Raw genomic sequence first — 22,894 nt, forward strand, 5'->3', positions numbered from 1 at the left:
GAATAATTTCATTTGGAAGGATCTGAATTTATGGAATGGACAGGACTTAATGAACTGCGTGAATCTTATCTGAAATTTTTTGAGAGCAAGGGCTGCTTAAGACACAAGAGCTATCCTCTCGTACCTCAGAACGATAACAGCCTGCTGCTTATCGTTGCAGGTATGGCACCTCTGAAGCCTTACTTCACAGGTCAGGAAACACCTCCGAGAACAAGAATGACAACTTGTCAGAAGTGTATCAGAACTGGCGATATCGAAAACGTTGGTAAGACGGCAAGACATGGCACATATTTTGAAATGCTTGGTAACTTCTCATTCGGCGATTACTTCAAGAAGGAAGCCATTGCATGGGCTTGGGAGTATGTTACACAGGTACTCAAACTGCCTAAGGACAGACTTTATATCTCTGTTTATGAGGACGATGACGAGGCTGAAAAGATATGGCATGAGGACGCCGGCGTTCCAATGGATCATATCGTAAGAATGGGCAAGGAAGACAACTTCTGGGAGGCTGGAACAGACGGCCCTTGCGGTCCATGTTCAGAGATCTATTTCGACAGAGGAGAAAAGTATGGCTGTGGCAAGCCTGATTGCAAGGTCGGCTGCGACTGCGACAGATACATGGAGTTCTGGAACCTTGTGTTCACACAGTTTGAAAGACATGAGGACGGCACTTATACTCCGCTTAAGCAGAAAAATATCGACACAGGTATGGGTCTTGAAAGACTTGCTTCTATCATGCAGGACGTTGACTCTATCTTTGACGTTGATACAGTAAAGGCTATCAGAGATCATGTTTGTAAGATAGCAGGCTGTGAGTACGGCAAGGAGTACAAAAAGGACGTTTCTATCAGAGTTATCACAGACCATATCCGTTCTGTAACATTCATGGCGTCAGACGGAATTTTGCCGTCAAATGAGGGCAGAGGATACGTTATGAGACGTTTGCTCAGAAGAGCAGTTCGTCACGGAAAGCTTCTCGGCATAAACGGACTTTTCCTCAAAGACCTTGTAAAAACTGTTGTTGACTGCAACAAGTGTGAGTATAACGAGCTTGAAGAAAAGTATGACTATATCGTAAAGGTGCTCACAACTGAGGAGCAGAACTTCAATGCCACTATCGACAGAGGTATGAAGATACTTGACGATCTTATCGCACAGATGCAGAAAGACGGCAAGACGGAGCTTGACGGTGAGAGCTGCTTCAAGCTTTCCGACACATACGGTTTCCCTATCGACCTTACAAGAGAGATCCTTGAAGAAAAGGGCATGACCTGTGATGAAGAGGGCTTTGCTGAGTGCTATGCAAAGCAGAGAGAAACAGCCAAGAACGCTCATGCTGCAACAAAGTATATGGGTGCTGATGAAACTGTATTCCATAAGATAGACAAGGATTTCCACACAGAGTTCATCGGCTATGACAAGCTCGAGGGCGACAGCGAGATATCATTCATCACAACCGATGATGAGCTTATCGAAAACGCAAAGGCTGGCGATGAAGTATATATCGTATCTTCACAGACACCATTCTATGCAGAGAGCGGCGGACAGGTGGGCGATATCGGTACTATCGTTACAGAAAGCGGTAAGTGCAGAGTCGTTGACACACAGAAGGTCGTTGCAGGCAAGTTCGCTCATAAGGCAGTTGTTGAAGAGGGCGAGATAGCTGTAGGTCAGAAGGCTCACTTCACTGTTGACAGAAAGACACGTTATGCTGTTATGAGAAACCATAGCTGTGCACATCTGCTTCAGGCTGCACTGAGAAAAGTTCTCGGTGAACACGTTCATCAGGCAGGTCAGCTCGTTGACGCTCACAGACTTAGATTTGACTTCTCTCACTTCAACGCAATGACAGCAGAGGAGAAGCTCAAGGTCGAAGCACTTGTAAACAAGTATATTCTTGAAGCTCTTGATATAAAAATGGAAGAAATGCCTATCGCAGAAGCTCAGAAGCTTGGCGCTATGGCTCTGTTCGGTGAGAAATACGGTGAAACTGTAAGAGTTGTAACAATGGGTGACGGTGACGAAACAGCTTCTATCGAGTTCTGTGGCGGTACACATCTTGACAATACTTCAAGAATAGGTCTGTTCAAGATAATCTCCGAAAGCTCTGTAGCTTCAGGCGTAAGACGTATCGAAGCCGTAACAGGCAGAGGCGTTCTGGAGCTTGTTGAGGAAAGAGCCGCAACTATCCAGCAGGCGGCTGAAAGCCTTAAGCTTGCAAATCCACTGGACATCGTAAAGAGATGCCACACTATCATGCAGGAAGTCAAGGATCTTGAAAAGGAAAGAGACGCTTTGCAGGCAGAGATAACAAATCTCAAAACAAAGTCGCTGTTCGATAATCCGTATGAGGTCAACGGTGTTAAGGTAGTCACTGCAATGCTCACCAACACAAGACCTGATATGCTCAGAAAAATGGGTGACGAGCTTAAAGCAAGAGAAGCTGACGCAGTTGCAGTTGTTGCAGGCGTTGACGGTGAAAAGGCAAATCTTGTTGTAGTTTGCGGCAAGAATGCAGTTGCAAAGGGCGCACACGCAGGCAAGATAGCAGGCAAGGTAGCAGCACTCACAGGCGGCAAGGGCGGCGGACGTCCTGACTCTGCTATGGCTGGTATCGGCGACAGATTCAAGATCGACGAGGCACTTGACAAGGTAAACGAAATAGTTGGCGAATTTGTAAAATAATATGGGCAAAGGCTGTGCAAAATGCTGTGCAGCCTACCCCTTTTTGAAAGGCGGAGAGATAAATGGAAGATTGTCTTTTTTGTAAAATTATTTCCGGGGAAATACCCTCAAAGAAAATATACGAGGACGAGCTGACATACGTTTTTGAGGACATTGCTCCTACAGCTCCGATTCATTATCTTGTTATCCCTAAGCAGCATATTTCAAAGCTTGACGAGATAACCCCTGAGAACAGTGCAGTTATCGCACATATCTATGAAGTTATCGCAAAGCTTGCCAAAGAACTCGACCTTAAGGACGGTTTCAGAGTTGTTTCCAACTGCGGCGAGCAGGCAGGACAGAGTGTTTTCCACATTCATTTTCATCTTCTTGCAGGCAGACCACTTGCTTGGCCAGCCGGTTAAAGAAATAAAACGGGCGGGTAAATTTCTTATCCGCCCTTAGTTTTAAGGGGGACGGCGGCAATGGTGAGAAAAAGCTGTTATATCGGCTTTTCGTATTTTGCAGGACTTTTTCTCTGTACCATTGGCTGGGGCAGGAACAACGCAGTTTTTGCACTTGCGTCAGCGTGTGTAGCCATTACAGCCTTTGCGCTTTTTAAGAGATACCGAAAGCATATAGCTCTCTGCTTTGTTTCGTTCCTGATAGCGGTGGGAGTCAATACCGCTTATACTCACATTTTCTATGATAAACTGACAGCTTTAGACGGAAAGACCGTCACAGTTAAAGGCGAGATAACCGACATAAGCTATATAGGCTCTGACACCTGTCGACTAAGTGTCAATGGTACTGTTGGGGGAGTAAAAGGCAGGCTGACATTTTATGCAGATGACCTTGACTATGATTACTATGACAATATCGTGGCGACAGTAAAGGTCAGCAGGATAAAAGACAGCATCAATTTTAGGTCGGAGCAGTATAACCGACCTAAGGGCATTTTTCTCCAAGGCTCGACCGCTGAAAGCATAGAAGTCACAGGCGGTGGAAACACCATTTTACGCAGTATAATGCACTATCGTGACAAGATGTTCATGTTGATAAACGATATCATAGGCGGAGATGAGGGCGGTTTTGCTGCTGCAATGCTTTGTGGCGATAAAACTGAGCTTTCAAAGCAAACGAAGCTCACGGTCTATCGCAGTGGCATAGGTCATATATTTTCCGTGTCGGGAACTCATGTGGTCATAATAAGTGCCATGATAGGCTGGCTCATGCAGAAACTAAGCAAGGATAAGCGTGTGATATTTGCCGTCCAAACTGTTGCAGTGTGGGCGTTTGCGGTTTTTGCAGGATTTTCAGTATCCGTTGTGAGGGCGGCTGTTATGCTGACCTTGGTCACTGCCGCACCGCTCCTTTATCGCAGACCAGACCCAGCAAATACTCTCTGCCTTTGCGCTGTTGTTATACTCACTCTTTCGCCCTATGCGGCGGCGGACAGCTCGTTTCTGTTGTCATTCACAGCAGCGTTTGTTATAAGCGTTGTATGCCCGAAAGCGGTGACAATGGTAAAGCGCAGGGATATTCTTGGCAACATTGAGCGTGAAATAGTCACAGCGGTGACGATACTTCTTTGTACAATGCCTGTTCAGCTAATGTTTTTCAGTGAGATATCTCTTGTTGCACCACTATCAAATATCCTGCTGGTGCCTGTCTGTACCCTTGCTCTGGGTCTGACGGTAATAACTGCGGTAACAGGCGGTGCGTCAATAATAGCCTATCCTGTGCTGACGGTGGTAAAGTATCTTCTGAAAGTCGTTCTGTTTCTAGCTGGGCTGTTTTCAAAATTCAGCTTTGCCTATCTTCCTCGTGGAGTAAGACCACTTGGTCTTGTAATGCTAGTCACCTGCCTTGTGCCTGTGGCGGTCATGTTTCTGAGAAAGTCAGTAAAGCTTGGGGCTTTTTGCACTGCTCTAATGCTTGTATGTTGGACAGCGGTGTATAATTTTTCTCTTGCTTTTGGAGGCTCGGTAAAGATAGTTGTAATGCCAAAAGGAAATGCTGTGCAGGCTGTGCTGTATGATAAAACAAAAGGTATGGTTTTCGATATCGGCAGTAATGGTAAGCTCAACAGCGGTTTGGAAAGCTTTTTGGAGCTTTACGGCATAAAAGAGCTAAAAGGCGCATTTATAGAAAGCGAACAGTATTACACTATAACGAAATATAACGAGCAGATGACTATACGACCTGACAGATTTTATATAAATGGTGAGCCTGATAATGACAGCGAACTGCCGTTCATGACAGGCGCACAGCTTGATTGGAACGGTGTTAAGATAGAAGCACTGGAGGACGGCTATAAAATTACCACCGAGGGCAGTGTGGTCACTATAGAAAAAGGTTCTGTCACCATAAACGGCAGAAACCTTGACACAACAGATGAAGAATACCCATTGATGATAGATATGAAAAATTCGCAGATAAGGAGGACGGACTATGGCTTTGCTTACGGCTTCGGCTCTTGGTAAAACGATAAGAGAGAATGATATCGACAGCCTTTATTATTTTTACGGACATGATACAGCGGCACTTGAAAGCTTTACAAAAAGGCTTGTGAACAAGCTTTGCCCTGCTGACGCCCAGGTCATGAACTTTCATAAGCTTGACGGCAAAAATCTTGATTTTCCAATGCTTACAGACGCTTGCGATGCCCTGCCTTTTATGGCTGAACGTGTGGTGGTGACTATAAACGACCTTAATATAGACGCAGTGACTAAGGACGATCTGGACGACCTGAAAAAGATCCTAGGCTCTCTTGGCGAAACCACCACAGTGATAATCTATGCCACAGGAGTTGACCTTTTCAAGAACAAAAAGTATCTTACAGACAAAAACAAGCGCTTTGCAGATTTCTGCGAAAAGCACGGCACTGTCTGCAACTTTGAATACAAAAGGGCTTCCGACCTTGGAAAGTCTATATCCACCTATCTTGCAAAAAGCGGCTGTACCATAACAAAAAGCAATGCAGAGTATCTTGCAAACCTCTGCTTGTGCGACACTGCATTTATCAGCAAGGAGCTTGAAAAGCTTTCGGCTTATGCAGAGGGCAGGGAGGTAACAAGAGAGGATATCGACTTGCTTTGTATCAGACGTATCGAGTCGGACGGATATTCTCTTGCAATAAATATCCTCAGAGGCAATGCGGCAATGGTCTTCACACGTTTGCGTGAACTCGATGTGCAGAATTATGAGCCGTATGCTATCATAGGAATAATCGGCTTTTCCCTTGCGGATATCTACAGGGCTAAGCTTGCACGTTCCTCTGGCAGGAGCGTTGCAGACGTGGCTAAAGATTTTTCCTATGCGAAAAACAGAGAGTTTGCAGTAAAAAACGCCTATTCCGAGTGCGGAAATATCTCTGCGGAGCGTATAAGAAAAACGCTTGAGATACTTTCTGAAACCGACCTTATGCTCAAAACAAGGTCACGGGGAAAAGACGGAGATATGCTCACTCTCGAGCAGGGGCTTGCAAGGTCAATGGCGTTAAGGTGTTAGTAAATGGAGAAACTTAAAATATCAAGGGCGATAATCGTTGAGGGAAAATATGATAAGATAAAGCTTTCGTCCATAGTTGACGGCGTTATAATCGTCACTAACGGCTTTCGTATCTATAAAGACCCTGACAAGGCAGCGCTTATAAGATACTATGCTCAGCATGGCGGAATAGCAATTCTTACCGATTCTGACACAGCAGGCTTTCGCATAAGAGGGCATATAAAGGGTATCGTCCCCAAAGGCGATATCGTGAACGTGTATGTTCCTGAGATATTCGGCAAAGAAAAGCGCAAGACAGAGCCGTCAAAAGAGGGCTTGTTAGGGGTCGAGGGCGTTCCTGCGGATATTATCAGGGAAGCCTTTGAAAAAGCAGGCATTATAGGCGAAAAGGTCGCAGACAGAGAACTCATGACCAAGCTTGACTTTTACGAGTTAGGTCTAAGCGGCAGACCCGATAGCAGCAGGCTCAGACAGCTTGTGTGCGAAAAATTGTCGCTGCCCAAAAAGCTCACTGCAAACGCACTGCTTGAAGTGGTGAACACAATGCTCGATAAAGAAAGCTTGCAAGCACTCATAGAGGAATTGACCTCAGAAAACAATAAAGACAAGGAGAATAGCGTTGATTAGTCTTGAATTTTTATATTTCTTTCTTCCTGTTTTTATGGGAGTATACGCTTTGTCAGGGGTGCGTTTCAGAAAAGCCGTGTTCCTGCTTGGAACAGTTGTGCTGTGTCTGTGGGTGTCCACATGGGGGATAATACCAATGGCGGTTAGTGCTGTCGTATCATACTTTTGCGGCAGGCTTATCCACCGCTTTGCAGACAAAAAAGGACTTAAAAGGCTATGGCTCATATTATCGGTGGTAGTAAATATGGCAGTGCTTCTTGTATTCATAAGAAGCGGTCACAGCAGCTATGACGTGACGTCTATATTCACAGGCAAAGGCGCAATGCTAAAGCTTTTCCCTGTGTGGGGAGCGGGCGTTTTCACTCTCCATGGCATCTCCTACTGCATGGATATCTATAGGAAAGAAATAGAGCCTGAGAAGAATTTTCTTTTGGTATCTCAATATATATGCTTTTTCCCATGCTTTAGCTGTGGACCGATACTCAGATTTTCGGATATGAGCGAACAGCTTAGAAAACCTGTCATAACCTCCGGAAAGCTTGCAGAGGGCATAAAGCTTATGCTTATAGGCTTTGCGGAGAAGCTTTTTCTGTCGGATCCTATGTACGAGATGTGGCAGCACATAAGGGGAGTAAGTACAGATTCGCTCTCCGCCGCTTGTGCATGGCTTGGGATAATAGCTTTCTCCTTTGCGTTCTACTATGAGCTTAGAGCTTATTCGCATATTGCACAGGGTATTGGTTCAATGCTCGGCTTTGAACTTCCTGATAACTTTGATCTGCCGTTTATGTCAGCAGGCTTTAATGAGCTTATAAAAAGATTTGCCTGCACCTTTTATAGTTGGGTGAGAGATTATTTCTACAGACCTATATGTAGAAATAAAGACAGCGTTTGCCTTTGGGCATTGATACTGTCTGTGCTTGCAGGCTCGGTTTGGTATGGCTACGGCAGACACACAATGCTGTGGGCAGCGTTTATTTGTGTTATGCTTGGAATAGAATATCTCCTGAAAAATATTCTTGCGGCTGTGCCGACAGGGGTAAGATGTGCGGTGATGAATGTTCTGTTTCTTATAGGTCTGCCGTTTCTTGCGATAGACAGCCTTCCTTCAGCCTGCGGATATGTTGCCGCAATGCTCGGCGGGGGAAGCTTTGCAGGAGATGTTCTTGCATCGTATGTGATAAAAACAAGAGTTGTGATGTATCTAATCTGCGGCTTTTTTGCAACAGGTATCGGCAGATATCTCAAACGCAGGATAATGCAGCTCAATACTAATATAGTTTACATAATCGAGCCAATGCTCACTATAGGATTTCTGCTTATCAGTACAGCGTTTCTTGTGGGCGGAGGTAATTCGTCTATGAATTTGTTTGTGAGATAAAATGGGAGGAGTGAACATTAATGAAAAAGGCTGCTGATTATATCGCAGTAAGCGCATTTTTTGTAATAGTCATAATGTTTGCGGCATATACTCTCGTGATGGGCAGACATGGATCTGAAAGTGAAAAGGCAGACAGTTCAGATATAAGACATAACGTTCAGACCTATGTTAGCAGTAATTTTCCTCTAAGCTCAAATTGGAAGTCGCTCAGAACGACCATGTTTGTGATGACTGGTAAGAAAAATTTTGATAATATCTATATCCTTAAAGATCGTCTTGTAGAGATCACAGATTTTGATAAGGACAGGCTTGATAAAAATATCTCGCAGATAAATGATTTTTCAGAAAACACAGATACACCTGTATATGTTATGTTAGCTCCGACTGCCGCAGGTATCTATTCTGCTAAGCTGCCTGCTTATACTTCAAACACAGACCAGCGTGAAATGATAGATAATATCTATTATGACTTAGACAGCAGGATAGACACCATAGATACGTTTTTTCCTATGTATTCTGCAAGAAATAATTACGTTTACTATCGTACAGATAGAAAGTGGACTTCCTTCGGGGCGTATTTTGCCTATGCAGACGGCATAAAAGAGCTGGGCTTTGAGCCGGTCGTTCTGTCCAATTACGATCAAGAATATACCTCAAATTCTTATTATGGGGGACTTTACAGTGAACTTTGCTATAACAGCATAGGCGCAGACAGAGTGAACATCTTCCGTTCAAAGTATAAGACCACTGTGGATTCTGTGGAGCTTTACAGAGGAGATCAGGTGCTTACCTCAAAATCTGTTTATTTTAGATCTGCACTGAAAACAGCAGATAAAACGGCTATCTTCCTGCAAGGTGACAACTTTACTAAGGCAACGGTCAAGACAACTGCAGAGGACGCACCAAAGCTTCTTATCATCAAAGGAAGCTATGCCAATACCCTTGTGCCGTTTCTTACCCCACACTACAGCGAGATAACCTTGGTAGACCCTGACAAGCTCAAAGAGGAGGGCAAGACCCTTTCTGACGTGGCAGATACGGGTGCATATGACCAGATATTATTTATGTATGACTGCGACCAGTTTGCAGATGAAACAAATTTTGACCTGCTCAAATAATATGGGTTATGTACTTGAAAAAATGGAGCAGGTGTGATATAATAAAGAAAATGCCGTACAAGGAATGTGCGGCATAATGTATGTCTGAATATTTGAGAGGGTGTTTGATGTGAGTGAGCAAAAAAACAGACTTGATCTTATTGATCTTAATGACTATCCCGTATCTTGGTGGCTGAAACTTCTTGACCTCGGTCATAAGATAGTTCAGGATCCTGCCGACTACAGCGAGGCTTGCAAGGGCAAGATAATGGGTACTCTTTTCTATGAGCCGTCAACAAGAACGCAGATGTCTTTCCAGACCGCTATGCTCCGTCTTGGGGGAACGATAATAGGCTTTGACAATCCTGCCACTTCTTCCGTTGCAAAGGGAGAGAATATCAAGGATACCACAAAGATAGTTTCCGGCTATGCCGATATCATGGTAATGCGTCACCCTACCGCTGGATCGGTAAAGGCTGCGGCACTCACTGCTGATTGCCCTGTTATCAACGCAGGCGACGGTGGACACCTCCACCCAACACAGACACTTACAGACCTGCTTACACTTAGAGAAGAAAAGGGCAGACTTGATAACCTGACCATAGGCTTCTGCGGTGACCTTAAAAACGGCAGAACAGTCCATTCCCTTATTAAAGCAATGGTATGTTTTCCAAACAATAAGTTCATATTAGTTTCAACTTCTGAGCTTGCTTTGCCTGTGTATGTAAAGGATATCCTTGAGGCAGCAGGTATGGAGTACAAAGAAGTCACCGACCTTGAAGAGGTTATCGGTGAGCTTGACGTGCTTTATATGACAAGAATACAGAAAGAACGTTTTGCTTCTGAGGAGGAGTATCTGGCTCAGAGCGGAAATTACATACTCGATACAAGAAAGCTTTCAATGGGAAAGCCTGACCTTATCGTGCTTCACCCTCTGCCAAGAGTGGACGAGATAGCTATCGAGGTGGACGACGACCCGAGAGCAATGTATTTCAAGCAGGCAAAATACGGTATGTATATCAGAATGGCACTCATACTTACAGTTATAAACGGCGATGGTGCTTCGCAGCCGCTTATGAAGGGCAGAGTGCATAAGCACATTGATTGTTCAAATCCTAACTGTATCACTCACCACGAAAAGTATCTGCCACATTGGTTCAAAGGCGACGGCACGACGCTTGTTTGCGAATATTGTGACGAGAGAACATTGGTGGAATAAAATAAGAGCTTAATGGGGTAAACAAAGGCTGTGTGTCAGTCTTTGCTTGCCCTTTTTTATTGTGCAGATAGCGTATATTAATAGCCTTGTGATATGCAAAATCGTTAAAAGTAACGAAATTCTTACAACATGGTAACAAACAGTCTTGAATTAACGTTGAGCGTGTGGTATAATTAGAATGGATAAATTTTTTACAGGAGCTTTGATCTAATGAATACACTTTCAGATGAGGAGTTTGAACAGATCTACGGACGAAAGCCTGTCAGAAGGGTGAAAAAGAAAAAAATATACTGGAACAGAATTATTATTGCTTTGATAATACTTATCGGCATTGTGACTGGTCTGGTAAAGCTGACAGCCTTGGTAGTATCAAAGATCAAAGGAGACGATACGCAAAAAACAAACAAGGTATTGAATAATACATCTTCTGTCGCTGTGAAGGAGGACGCTTCTTCTGCTGAGGATAAAAAAGACGAGCCTGCGAAGTATTCTAATATGGACTTTACAGTGTGTGTTGACGCAGGTCATGGTGATTATGACGGCGGCACAACTGACGCCTCAGGAAAAAGATATGAAAAAGACGATAACTTAAAGGTCGCACTTGAGGTGCGGAAATATCTTGAAAAATACGGCGTCAATGTGGTGATGATAAGAGATGATGACTCTTTCCTTGAGCTTGACGAAAGATGTGCAAAGGCAAATAACGCCAAGGCTGATATGTATGTTTCACTTCACCGAAACAGCTATGACGGTGATATTTCGGGCGTTGAGGTTTGGGTGAACAATTCTGAGCCTGAATATGATACAAAGCTTGCACAGAATATACTTGATGGTCTTGAAAAGGTAGGTATATCTGAAAATAGAGGAGTACAGTATGGCTACGTTGGCAATTCCGGTGTAAACTACTACATAAATGCCGACACTGTTATGCCAAGCTGTCTTGTGGAGCTTGGATTTATAACCGAGGATGTCGACAATAAGCTTTTTGACGAACACCTTACCGAGTATGGACAAGCTATTGCTGACGGTATAGTTCAGACAGCTGTTGATGTTGGTCTTGTTGATGAAAGTGGCAAAAGACTTATGTCTGAGCAGCTTATCTCACCTGAGAAGCCTGTGAACAATAAGGATTCTTCTTCTGCGGTTGACGCTATGACACAGCCGATGCAGACGGACTCTTCTGCTGACATTTATAATACTCAGGAAAACGAGTGGTATTGATAACAAAAAATAAAAGCGAACACAGTTCGTTTCTGCTAATGCAGAGAAACCGTGTTCGCCTTTTTGTTGCTAAAGCTCTTTTCTGATGAGTTTGAATTTCTCAAATTCTTTCGTCAGGTCTGCCAGAACGTTTTCAAGACCCTTTTCAGAGTATTCTTCGTGATATTCTGCCACAAAGTCTGTTACCTCCGTGACGCACTTTGTGCCGTACCATACTCTGACATAAAGCTCTTTTTCATCGCCGAGGATAGGATCTATGCGGTAGCTGAAATTGGTGTAATTGCTGCCAGACCAGGTGTTTTTTTCTTCAAAATAGTGAAATGTGGGTATATCAAAATAACCGTGGAGCATTGCGTATTTTCCTTTCAAAAATCATTCGTTTAAGATATTATAGCATATCACTGTTCCTTTTTCAAGCATTTAGTCTGCTTCTTAATTAAATTAACCTAAAAAACGTTTACAATTTTGTTAGGAATGTATATTGGAGAATTGTTCAAAATATGCTATAATTAATAATGGTATGACTATTTCAGCGGTATGCTGTCGCAGAAAGGATAAGATCTATGAGCATTACAATAAAAGATGTTGCCAAGGAAGCCGGTGTTTCAGTGGCGACAGTGTCAAGGGTTCTCAACGGAAGCTGTAACGTATCAGATGAGTCAACAAAAAAAGTCAATGAAACTATTGCAAGGCTCAACTATTCTCCGAATTTTCTGGGAAGAAATCTTAGAAAGTGCGAAACGAATGTCATTCTTGTAATTATGCCGACCTCTGAACATTCCCTTTATTCAAAGATAGTCATGGGTATGCAGGAATATGCAGGAAAAGTCGGATACGATATCATAACAGCAGTTTCCTATTCAACCTCGACCGCTGAAACAAGGCAGATGAATATGCTTTTTAACAGAACTGTTGACGGTGTTATCCTTCTTGGCACTCAGTATGACGCAGCTTCGCTTAATAAGCTCGCAGAGAATTATAACGTTGCTCTGTGCTGTGAGGGCGTGGAGGGCGCAAATGTGCTTACTGTCGCTGTTGACGATGAACAGGCTGCGTTTGACGCTGTCGCAGCTCTTATCAAAAAGGGTCATAAAAGGATAGGCTTTATCGGAACGAACTCTGCGGCTATCTCCTCCACTGCAAGAGAGAACGGCTATATAAGAGCATTAAAAGAATATGGCATAGAGATAAAGAATGAATATATCTATAAAGAGTCTTATGACTATGACTGCGGAGGCAGAGCGTTTGAATATTTCAATGCACTTGCTGAGAAGCCTACGGCGATTTTCGCTGTGTCAGACTTGCTTGCTATCTCTGCAATGCACAAGGCAATAGATATGGGCATTGATGTGGGCAAAGATGTCGCCATAATGGGATTTGACAATATATCCATGTGTGAGTGGATAATCCCTACACTTTCAACGGTTGAACAGCCTTGCTCAAAAATGGGCGAGCTTGTTGTGGCAAAGCTTATTGAAAACATGAATAAGACTACTAAGGATAATCATTATTATACTGTTGACCACAGGATAATTTTAAGAGAGTCCACAGGCGACTAATTACTTTCGTAAAAATAGATAGGGGAGAAATAAGGCAGTTTTTCCGTGGAAACTGCCTATTTTCTGTAAGAAAGGATTTTTTAGGGCATGGAGAAATTTACAAAAATACTTGAAACGATAGATGGCTATGTCTGGGGCATACCGCTTATCGTACTCATTATGGCTGTGGGAATATTCCTCACCTTTAGGCTAAGGCTTCTTCAGATATTCCACCTGCCAAAGGCTTTGAAATTTATGTTTCAGAACGAAAATGGTGGCAAAGGCGAGATATCGAGCTTTGCAGCACTATGCACCGCACTTTCCGCAACCATAGGTACAGGAAATATCGTCGGTGTTGCAACAGCCATTGGTGTGCTTTCAGGCGGACCTGGAGCGCTCCTCTGGATGTGGATAGCTGCTCTCCTTGGTATGGCAACAAAATTTTCCGAGGGCTTTCTTGCTATCAAATACCGACGTATGGACGCTGACGGACACGTTTGCGGCGGACCATTCTATTACATAGAATACGGCATGGGTAAGAAGTGGAAGTGGCTTGCAAAGGTATTTGCGTTCTTTGGCGCTTGCGTTGGTCTTTTTGGTATCGGTACTTTCTCTCAGGTGAATGGTATCTCATCGGCAGTTCAGGCTTTTTTTGATCCTAAAAAGGAACATACAGTGAATATTTTTGGCGCTGACTATACATGGGCTGTTATAATCTCTGGACTTTTGATAACTATTTTTGCTGCACTTGTTATTATCGGAGGCATAAAGAGGATCTCAAGTGTTTCTCAGGTAGTTGTGCCTTTTATGGCGGTCGTTTATATAGTTGCTTGTCTTTCACTTATTGTTATAAACATTCAGAGGCTCCCTCACGCTGTTGCCCTTATTTTTGAACAGGCATTCAGCTTCAAGGCTGTCGCAGGCGGATCTCTTCCTACAATGTTCATTGCTATACAAAAGGGTGTTGCCAGAGGAATTTTCTCAAATGAGTCAGGTCTTGGTTCGGCACCTATCGCAGCCGCAGCCGCTCAGACAAAAGAGCCGGTAAGACAAGGTCTTGTTTCTATGTGTGGCACATTTATCGACACTATCATTGTATGTACTATGACAGGTCTTGCTATCGTAATGATGGGAAGCTACGAGGCTATCAACCCAGTAACAGGCAAGCCTTTTGAGGGCGTTGAGGTCACAAATCACGCTTTCCAGAACGGCTTCTCGTTCCTGCCGTCAATGATACCTGCATTTATTCTTATGGTCTGTCTTGTGTTCTTTGCTTTCACAACTATCCTTGGCTGGAACTATTACGGTGAAAGGTGTATGGAATATCTTTTTAACAGCAACATGAAGGTGGTCATGGTCTACAGATATCTCTATATCCTCGCTGTATTTATCGGACCATATATGACGGTTTCTGCCGTTTGGACGATCGCTGATATCTTCAATGGACTTATGGCACTGCCAAACCTTATAGCGTTGCTTGCTCTCAGCGGTGTTATCAGTAAGGATACAAGGCGTTATGTGGCGAAGTATTCCAGAGCAAAACGAATCAATAAGCTGGTAAGAGCGTAGATATCGTATTTTATATGAAGCGGAAACGGCTGAATGTTGTTTCCGCTTTTTTTATGCTGTAGGCTTAATCACCAAAAAAATGAATGGTTATTTGTTGAAATCACCAAAAGTATTTAAAAGAATGTAACAGTGATTGTAACTTTATTGACAACGATTACATTCAGTGATATAATAGCTTTGTAAGAATCAAGGAAACGTTTTCTAATGAAAACGATCTGTTACGGAGGTTATATATAATGAAAAATTCCAAGCGTGTTATTGCCGGTGCAATGGCTCTCTTGTCAGCAGTGAGCGTAGCTTCATGCGGCAGCTCATCAGGCGGCGATTCAAGCAGCTCTTATGTTGATAAGGTAAAGGTAGCAAGCACCGACGATATTGCTACTATCCCTGATGGTTCGGAAAAGGAGTTGGAGTGGCTTTCTTATTTTGACATAAACCCAACTAAGAAAGAGCCGGAAAAGAGAACCGACCTTACTCTTTTTGAGGAAAAGGGCGGTAAGATCAAGTATTCTCAGACATCATCAATGAACAAGTATGATAAGCTCGCAGCAAGACTTATGTCTAACGATCCACCGGATATGTTCTGGTATGAGCAGTCTATGACATTCCCTGCAAACTGTATCAAGGAAATGTTCCAGCCTGTTGATGATATCGTTGATTTCGACAGTGCTATGTGGAGCGATGTCAAGGACGTTGCAGAGCAGTTCACTCTCAACGGCAAGCACTTTGTTGCACCTATCAACTTCCTGCCAGGTTCTGTTATCACATATGATAAGTCTATGATAGACGCTGCTGGTCTTGATGATCCATACGAGCTTTATCAGAACGGCGAGTGGGATTGGAACGCATGGTATGACATGATGTCAGAATATGTTGAGGGCGCTGCTGCTGACGAGGAAAGATACGGCGTAAACGGTTGGTTCGCACCATTTATCTTCCAGTCAACAGGTAAGACTCTTATCACATATGACGCTGATAAGGACGAGTATGTTTCAAATCTTAACGACGCTGACTTTGTAAGAGCGTCTGACCTGCTCTATGATATCGCAAAGAATGGTATGTACTATCCTGATTGGGTAGGACAGGCAGGCGACGCATTCAAGAAGAATATCCTCTTCTATGCAATGGGTCCATGGGCTTCTACCGGTACACATTCACCAAAGGACGGCGACAATTGGGGCGTAGTTCCAATGCCAAAGGATCCTAACTCTGATACGCTTTATACAACTATCGACATGAATGCGTATATGTGGGTAAAGGGTTCGACAAAGAATGACGCTATGAAGTGCTGGCTTGAGTGTGCAAAGATAGTTTATACTCAGGATACATATAAGGATATCGAGAAGGAGAAGTTCTTTGTAAACAATCCTAACTGGACAGAAGATATGTATAACGTAGCTTACGTTGACCTTGTTACAGACAAGTTCACTAAGATATTTGACCCTGGTTATGGTATCTCCACAACTCTGTCAGATAATGACGCTGCAACAAATGATACTAAGGAAGCTGTTATTCCTTATCTGTATACTTCAGTTATGAAGACAGACGAGAACGGCTCACAGTATACATGGACACAGCTCAAAGAGCAGTATAAGGGTACTGTTGATTCAGAACTTAAAACTCTCAACGAGCAGTATCACGCATATTTGGAAAAGAATAAGTAATATAACTTGCCATATAAAGACGGACGGAATTTATTTCGCCCGTCTTTTTGTTGTAATGTCAGAAAAAATGTGATATAATCATAGAGTACATTAAGATTTAATTAAGAATTATGTTGAGCTGTTTTTAAAGAATGTGGCTTATAATAATAAACGTAAAAGAAAGGATCGTGCCGATATGGAGATAAAGGAGCCTGTAATCCTTGTTGTAGATGATGATAAAGATATAGTGGGAGCTATCGCAAAGCTGCTTGAAATGGAGGGCTATAAGGTAATAAAAGCCTATGACGGTCTTGAGGCTTTGGAGAAGCTCACTGAGAACAGCATACAGCTTATACTCATTGACGTCATGATGCCTAAGCTGGACGGACTTTCTACAATGATGAAAATAAGGGCAACGGAGAATATCCCTATACTTGTGCTTTCTGCAAAATCTGAGGATACAGATAAGGTGCTTGGGCTTTCAATGGGTGCTGACGATTACATAACAAAGCCTTATAACCCTATGGAGCTTGTGGCAAGGGTAAGAAGCAACCTGAGAAGATATATGCAGCTTGGCGCTATCGACACGGCAAACAAAACGGATATTATAGAAATAGGCGGTCTGGAGCTTGACACTAAGGCAAAAAGCTTAAAGGTTGACGGAGAACCTGTCAAGCTCACCGCCACGGAGCTTAAAATTCTTGAGCTTCTTATGAAAAACGCAGGCAGGATATTTTCTGCCGAGGAGATCTATTCTAAAGTGTGGAACGAGGACGCTTATGCCGTTGAAAACACGGTAATGGTACATATTCGTCACATCAGAGAGAAAATTGAGATAAACCCTAGAGAGCCGAAATACTTGAAGGTGGTGTGGGGAATTGGCTATAAAATCGAGAAAATTTGAGAAGGCAGAATGGTTTAAGATATTCTCAGCAAAAAAGACGAGAATTATTGCATTTATCGTTGCCTGTGTTATTGCAGGCGGCTTTTGCTTGTCTTTTGTGTTGTATGCTAACAGCCATGCTGACAGCAGCAGTAAGTCTTATCTTAAATCAGAAAGCTATAAGCTGGCTTCCAATGAAATGTATGAGGAACTGTGCGTTACAGCTTCGGCTTATCTCAGATATGTTGATGAGGATCGGAATTACACCCAGTCTAGACACTTGCTCAATGACTATCTGAATTATCTTGATTACAACCGCTATAAATACAAAAAGACAGAAGACGGTATACGGCTTGTTGACAGTCAGTTTGATTACTATGTGGGAATTACTCAAAATGGCGAAACAAGATATCTGTCAAATATAAAAGATATAGAAAATTATGACAGTGAAACGGATAAGATAAAAGCTTTTAAATCATCGCACAAGAACTATATACTTCGCCGTGACAACGAGATAATGAGCGACAGAACTTCATCAGGGCAAATAGTTGACTACTATTACAATACTGCTGAGTATCTTGACGTTGTGACAGAAGAATTTTATGCCGACAACCTTGTGCCTGTGGGCGGAAGCTATTATGATAACTACGGCAGATATTTCTACAATTACTGCAATTATGACCCGATAGTTTTTTATAATGTTGACTCATCATACAATGCAAGAAAGGGTCTTGACCTTAGAAATGGAATGAAATATTCCGACAGAGTTGATGACGAGGACATTGACAACGGCGTATATTACTTTGTGGACGATTACGGAAACGCATGGGAAAACTGTGAAAATCTCTATGATCTGCCTGACTACAAAGCGACAGACAATGATGATTCAGGCATAACAGTTTTCTTTGCACCGAAAGCTGAAAAGCTTACGGCAATGGAAAAGGAGTACACCGAGGCTTTGAACGATATGTACCGTGCAAAGCTTCTGGTATTCGTTCTTGGCGTTATTGAATTTATGCTTGTGTGTTATCTGCTCCTGATCTGTGCATATAATGCAGAGCCTGAGAGCGTTGAACGCTGGAAGCAAGGCAATTTTCTAAAAAAAGTGCCTACGGAAGTTTACCTTATCCTAATGGTACTGGCTATTACATTTGCTTTTGTATTTGGCGCCTGCTGGAATTATTATGTGAGCATCACAAAAAATATTTTTGACAATGCTTTGGCTAATTCCGTTTTCAGAAATATACTTGCTGTAGCGTTGTTTGCATTGGCATATTTTGCAGGCTTCGGCTCGCTTATGGAGTTTGTTGGCAAGATAAAGACAAGAAGCATATTCAAAGAAAGCCTTATTTGCAGATTATGTAAGTTCCTATGGCGCAAGTATAAGGAAACATCACTGTATCACTATTTTCATGGACTTCCGCTTGGAATAAAGCTTACTTGGAAGTTCATACTTATATTCGTTGGAATTTTTGTTGTGATGTCTAGTGGATTGACGATGTTAATTTTGTTGGCGGTAGAAATTGTTCTGTGTATATCAATGCTCCGTGACTTCTCACAGCTTTCAAAGCTCAGCAAACAGATAGACAGCCTTGGAGAAGAAAAGCCTTATGAGGGCAAGATAAGAAAAACTTCGCCGGTTTATGCTGAATCTGAAAAACTCAACTCAGTTCAGGATAAGGTGAGAGAGTCGGTGGAGCAGCAGATACAGTCTGAGCGTTTGAAAATAGAGCTTGTGACAAACGTTTCACACGACCTGAAAACACCGCTGACTTCCATTATCAGCTATATCGACCTGCTTAAGAAAATGGATCTTGACGATGAAGCTTCGAGCTATGTGAAGATACTTGATAAAAAGGCGCAGAAGCTCAAAGGCATTGTGTCTGACGTTTTCAGCATAGCAAAAGCCACAAGCGGCGTTGATGTAAACCTAACAAAGCTTGATTTTGTGATGCTGTTAAATCAGTGCATCGCAGATGCAGAGGACAAGATAGCTGACAGTGGCAAGATAGTAAAGATAAACATAAATGCCGACAGCGCAATGGTAATGGGCGACGGCGACAAGCTTTACAGAGTGTTCCAAAACATTGTTGACAACGCTCTGAATTACTCTATGGACGGCACAAGGATATTCCTTGATGTGTACAAAAAAGCGGACAGAATAGTATTTGCCGAGAAGAACATTTCGGCAACGCCGATAAACTTCACGGAAGAAGAGATACTTGAAAGATTTGTGCGAGGGGATAAGTCACGAACAGACGGCGGAAGCGGTTTGGGATTATCCATATCAAAGAGCTTCACGGAAGCCTGCGGTGGTATCTTCAATATCGAAATAGACGGAGATATGTTCAAGGCGATAGTAGAAATGCCGATAATTCAGGAGGATACGGCAGAGAAAACCGATGACAAAACGGAATAGCGTAAATAATAAAACGGTGGAGAATGACAAACACTCTCCACCGTTTTTACATATACGCAATTACTATGCGTGAGATAAAATATCTGCGTTACTTTATCCCCTTTACCTTATACCCTGCGTCCGTCACCGCCTTAGAAAGCACCTCGTCAGCCACGTCCTTGTCAAGTGTGATGTAAGCGCACTTGTCCTCAAGGGAAACATCTGCTGTAACGCCGTCTATCGCATTAAGCACCTTCGTTACTGTGCCTGTGCAGTGTGAACACATCATGCCGTCGATCTTCATTACCTTTTTCATTTTTCCGTCCTCCGTTTTAGTATTTATTTCAGCCTTTGCGGCTTTGTTTTCTCTGCCACTTTTAAAAAGATTGAGCCTTAACGCATTGGTCACAACGCAAACTGAGCTTAAACTCATTGCCGCTGCACCGAACATAGGATTGAGCTTCCAGCCAAGCAAGCCGTAGAATACTCCTGCCGCCAGCGGAATACCAAGCGAGTTGTAAATAAGCGCCCAGAAAAGATTTTCCTTGATGTTCTTCATAACGCTCCTGCTGAGCTTGACAGCCGTAACAGCATCATTCAGATCGCTTTTCATTAGCACGATATCAGCCGACTCGATAGCAATATCCTGTCCTGCACCAATAGCTATTCCAACATCTGCCGTTGTAAGGGCAGGTGCGTCGTTTATTCCGTCGCCTATCATGGCTATCTTTTTGCCCTGCTCCTGCAATTCTTTGATTATCGTAGCCTTGTCCTCAGGCATAAGCTGTGATCTTACCTGTGAAATGCCAAGCTTTTTCTGTATTGCTCTAGCTGTTTTCTCGTTGTCACCTGTGAGCATTACAGTTTCAATGCCTGCCTTTTTGAAGCCCTCTATAGCTTCTGCACTTGTCTCTTTTATCTTGTCTGCAATGAACAGAATGCCTGCAAGATTGTTGTCGATCGCTACATAAAGTGGTATCTCACCATTGTCAGCGTGAGCATGAGACGTCTCCTCAACCATCGATATGTCAACTCCACTGTTATCCATAAGCCGCTTGTTACCGATAAGAACATTTCTGCCCTCAACTACAGCCGATATACCACCGCCTGCTGTTTCTGTGTAGCTTTCAGCAGGGGAGAGTTCAATGCCATTTGTCTTGCAGTGGCCTGTAACAGCCTTTGCAAGTGGGTGTGATGAACCGCTTTCTGCCGAGCCACAAAGCTTTTTAAGCTCTGAAACATCAAAATCACCAAACGCTTGCGCTGAAATAAGTTCAGGCTTGCCCTCTGTGCAAGTTCCTGTTTTGTCAAGAACAACAGTGTCAATGCTGTGAGCAGTTTCAAGGCTTTCAGCGGATTTTATTAGGATACCGAACTGTGCCGCTTTACCCGTTCCTACCATTATTGCAGTGGGCGTTGCAAGTCCCAATGAGCATGGGCAGGATATAACAAGCACTGATATTGCCATGTTAAGAGCAAATGCGAAGCTATAGCCAAGCAGCAGCCATACTATCAGTGAAATAAGAGCTATCGTTATAACTATAGGCACGAACACAGCGCTTATCTTGTCTGCAAGCCTTGCTACAGGCGCTTTTGAAGCAGAAGCGTCCTCAACGAGTGCGATTATCTGTGAAAGTGTTGAGTCTTTAGCTTGCTTCTCACATCTTACCTTAGCAAAACCGCCAGCCGATACGCTTGCACTCATAACTCTGTCACCCACTGCCTTGTCTACAGGTATGCTCTCGCCTGTAAGTGCAGATTGGTCAACAGTGCAGTTTCCATCAATAAGAACTCCGTCACATGGCACAGACCAGCCAGCTTTGAGCAGGAATACATCTCCCACCATTACGTTTTCCGCAGGAACTTCAACCTCCTCGCTGTCACGGATAACAACTGCCGTCTTAGGCGCAAGGCGCACAAGCTTGTTCACAGCGTCAGCCGTCTTGTTTTTTGAGCGAGCCTCAAGATATTTTCCCACAGTGATAAGTGTGAGTATCATGCCGCATGACTCGTAATATAGATTCATCATATACTCATGTGCCGAGCCAAGGTCGCCCCTGCCAATAAAGTAAGCCATTCTGTAAGTGCCGTAAACACTGTATATGAATGAAGCCGCCGCACCAAGAGCTATAAGGCTGTCCATGTTAGGAGAGCGGCGGATAAGATTTTTGAAGCCGTTTGAAAAATAGTGAAAGTTTATTGCAATGATAGGCACTGTGAGCAAAAGCTGAGTGAGTGCGTATATCATCATGTTTTTGTGCCCTGCAAAAATAGGAGGTATAGGTATGTTCGCCATGTGTCCCATGCAAATATAGAACAGCGGTATCAAAAATCCCACAGACCACCACAGACGTTTCTTCATCTTTTTACTTTCGTCCTGAGCCGCCGCAACAGGTGATGCAGTTTTGTTTTCTTTGTCGCCTATCTCGCTTGCTCCATATCCTGCACTTTCAACAGCATTTATGACCGCCTGAGCGTTAGTTACGCCCTCGTCAAGATCCACCGTCATTTTGTTTGCAAGCAAGTTCACGTTTACGTCCGTTACGCCCTCTACCTTACTCACAGCCTTTTCCACATGAGCCTGACACGCCGCACAACTCATGCCAGTTACATTGAATTTTAACTTTTTCATAGATATTTGCCTTTCTATTTAAGCTTTTTCATAAGCTCTAATACTTCATCGACAACTTCAGTGTTGCCACTTTGTATCTCCTCTGTCATACAGGTCTTCATATGTTCCTGCAAAATAAGATAGCCGAAGCTTTGCATTGCACTTTCAACCGCTGCAACCTGAATGAGTATATCTCCGCAGTAGCGGTTATCGTCAAGCATTTTGATAATGCCGCTTATTTGTCCCGAAACTCTTCTTAGCCTATTCTTTAGCTGTTTTATTTCCTTATCATCACGGGGAGTGTGCTTGTGCCTGCAAGTATCACAGCAGCCGCATGACAGTTCTTTATCATCTCTGTTGCCCATGTTTTTTTGCCTCCTTACTATATCAAATACCCTTACGGGGTATTTTTGCTGCATATATATTATATACCCCTTACGGGTATTTGTCAACCATTTTTTTTATATTTTTTTGCACGAAGCAAAAAAATATCCGCCCTCCCCAAAGGAAAGCGGATATCAATTATT

General features: G+C 43.2%; 17 protein-coding genes. 14 read left to right on the plus strand and 3 right to left on the minus strand.

Annotated features, from left to right (window positions below; genetic code table 11):
- The first annotated feature begins 30 nt into the window (after positions 1 to 30).
- The 9 genes from alaS (at position 31) to DW938_RS01275 (ending at position 11,725) form a co-directional block, all read left to right on the plus strand.
- The gene (gene alaS, locus DW938_RS01235; protein ID WP_117923100.1) at positions 31 to 2,688 is read left to right on the plus strand and encodes an alanine--tRNA ligase; all 2,658 of its coding nucleotides are present in this window, start codon (positions 31 to 33) and stop codon (positions 2,686 to 2,688) included.
- 62 nt (positions 2,689 to 2,750) lie between these two features.
- A complete protein-coding gene (locus tag DW938_RS01240) occupies positions 2,751 to 3,092 on the plus strand; it encodes a histidine triad nucleotide-binding protein (RefSeq protein WP_117958107.1) in 342 nt (113 codons plus the stop codon).
- A gap of 60 nt (positions 3,093 to 3,152) precedes the next feature.
- Positions 3,153 to 5,153, plus strand: a complete 2,001-nt coding sequence (locus DW938_RS01245; RefSeq protein WP_117958108.1) for a ComEC/Rec2 family competence protein — start codon at positions 3,153 to 3,155, stop codon at positions 5,151 to 5,153.
- Positions 5,122 to 6,180 carry a DNA polymerase III subunit delta gene (gene holA, locus DW938_RS01250; RefSeq protein WP_117958109.1) on the plus strand — a complete coding sequence of 353 codons (1,059 nt, stop codon included), beginning with the start codon at positions 5,122 to 5,124 and terminating at the stop codon, positions 6,178 to 6,180. The genes DW938_RS01245 and holA overlap by 32 nt, the downstream gene beginning before the upstream one ends.
- A gap of 3 nt (positions 6,181 to 6,183) precedes the next feature.
- Positions 6,184 to 6,807: a DUF4093 domain-containing protein gene (locus DW938_RS01255; protein ID WP_118123657.1), complete on the plus strand. Its 624-nt coding sequence runs from the start codon at positions 6,184 to 6,186 to the stop codon at positions 6,805 to 6,807.
- On the plus strand, positions 6,800 to 8,188 hold the full coding sequence (locus tag DW938_RS01260) for an MBOAT family O-acyltransferase (RefSeq protein WP_118123658.1): 1,389 nt from the start codon (positions 6,800 to 6,802) through the stop codon (positions 8,186 to 8,188). The genes DW938_RS01255 and DW938_RS01260 overlap by 8 nt, the downstream gene beginning before the upstream one ends.
- A gap of 20 nt (positions 8,189 to 8,208) precedes the next feature.
- The gene (locus tag DW938_RS01265; RefSeq protein ID WP_118123659.1) at positions 8,209 to 9,306 is read left to right on the plus strand and encodes a DHHW family protein; all 1,098 of its coding nucleotides are present in this window, start codon (positions 8,209 to 8,211) and stop codon (positions 9,304 to 9,306) included.
- Positions 9,307 to 9,415: 109 nt separating this feature from the next.
- On the plus strand, positions 9,416 to 10,504 hold the full coding sequence (gene pyrB / locus DW938_RS01270; protein ID WP_242992327.1) for an aspartate carbamoyltransferase: 1,089 nt from the start codon (positions 9,416 to 9,418) through the stop codon (positions 10,502 to 10,504).
- Positions 10,505 to 10,714: 210 nt separating this feature from the next.
- Positions 10,715 to 11,725 carry an N-acetylmuramoyl-L-alanine amidase gene (locus tag DW938_RS01275; RefSeq protein ID WP_118123661.1) on the plus strand — a complete coding sequence of 337 codons (1,011 nt, stop codon included), beginning with the start codon at positions 10,715 to 10,717 and terminating at the stop codon, positions 11,723 to 11,725.
- A gap of 69 nt (positions 11,726 to 11,794) precedes the next feature.
- Here DW938_RS01275 and DW938_RS01280 read toward each other — a convergent pair whose 3' ends face one another.
- Positions 11,795 to 12,094, minus strand: a complete 300-nt coding sequence (locus DW938_RS01280; RefSeq protein WP_242988917.1) for a hypothetical protein — start codon at positions 12,092 to 12,094, stop codon at positions 11,795 to 11,797.
- Between the two features lie 194 nt (positions 12,095 to 12,288).
- Between DW938_RS01280 and DW938_RS01285 the strand changes: the two genes are divergently transcribed.
- The 5 genes from DW938_RS01285 to DW938_RS01305 all read left to right on the plus strand — a co-directional run bounded on the left by DW938_RS01285 (position 12,289) and on the right by DW938_RS01305 (position 19,777).
- Positions 12,289 to 13,284, plus strand: a complete 996-nt coding sequence (locus tag DW938_RS01285) for a LacI family DNA-binding transcriptional regulator (protein WP_118123662.1) — start codon at positions 12,289 to 12,291, stop codon at positions 13,282 to 13,284.
- Between the two features lie 87 nt (positions 13,285 to 13,371).
- Entirely contained in the window at positions 13,372 to 14,832 is a 1,461-nt protein-coding gene (locus tag DW938_RS01290; RefSeq protein WP_022286786.1) for a sodium:alanine symporter family protein, read from the plus strand.
- A 236-nt stretch (positions 14,833 to 15,068) separates the two neighbouring features.
- Entirely contained in the window at positions 15,069 to 16,496 is a 1,428-nt protein-coding gene (locus DW938_RS01295) for an ABC transporter substrate-binding protein (protein ID WP_118123663.1), read from the plus strand.
- A gap of 175 nt (positions 16,497 to 16,671) precedes the next feature.
- Entirely contained in the window at positions 16,672 to 17,379 is a 708-nt protein-coding gene (locus tag DW938_RS01300; RefSeq protein ID WP_117876516.1) for a response regulator transcription factor, read from the plus strand.
- Positions 17,354 to 19,777 carry a HAMP domain-containing sensor histidine kinase gene (locus DW938_RS01305; RefSeq protein ID WP_118123664.1) on the plus strand — a complete coding sequence of 808 codons (2,424 nt, stop codon included), beginning with the start codon at positions 17,354 to 17,356 and terminating at the stop codon, positions 19,775 to 19,777. The genes DW938_RS01300 and DW938_RS01305 overlap by 26 nt, the downstream gene beginning before the upstream one ends.
- A gap of 88 nt (positions 19,778 to 19,865) precedes the next feature.
- On the opposite strand, the gene DW938_RS01310 is transcribed toward DW938_RS01305, so the two are convergent.
- Entirely contained in the window at positions 19,866 to 22,388 is a 2,523-nt protein-coding gene (locus DW938_RS01310; protein WP_118123665.1) for a heavy metal translocating P-type ATPase, read from the minus strand.
- A gap of 14 nt (positions 22,389 to 22,402) precedes the next feature.
- A complete protein-coding gene (locus DW938_RS01315; protein WP_117891644.1) occupies positions 22,403 to 22,732 on the minus strand; it encodes a metal-sensing transcriptional repressor in 330 nt (109 codons plus the stop codon).
- Positions 22,733 to 22,894: the final 162 nt, after the last annotated feature.

This window comes from Ruminococcus sp. AM43-6 (genome assembly GCF_003461785.1).
Lineage (GTDB): Bacteria > Bacillota > Clostridia > Oscillospirales > Ruminococcaceae > Hominimerdicola > Hominimerdicola aceti.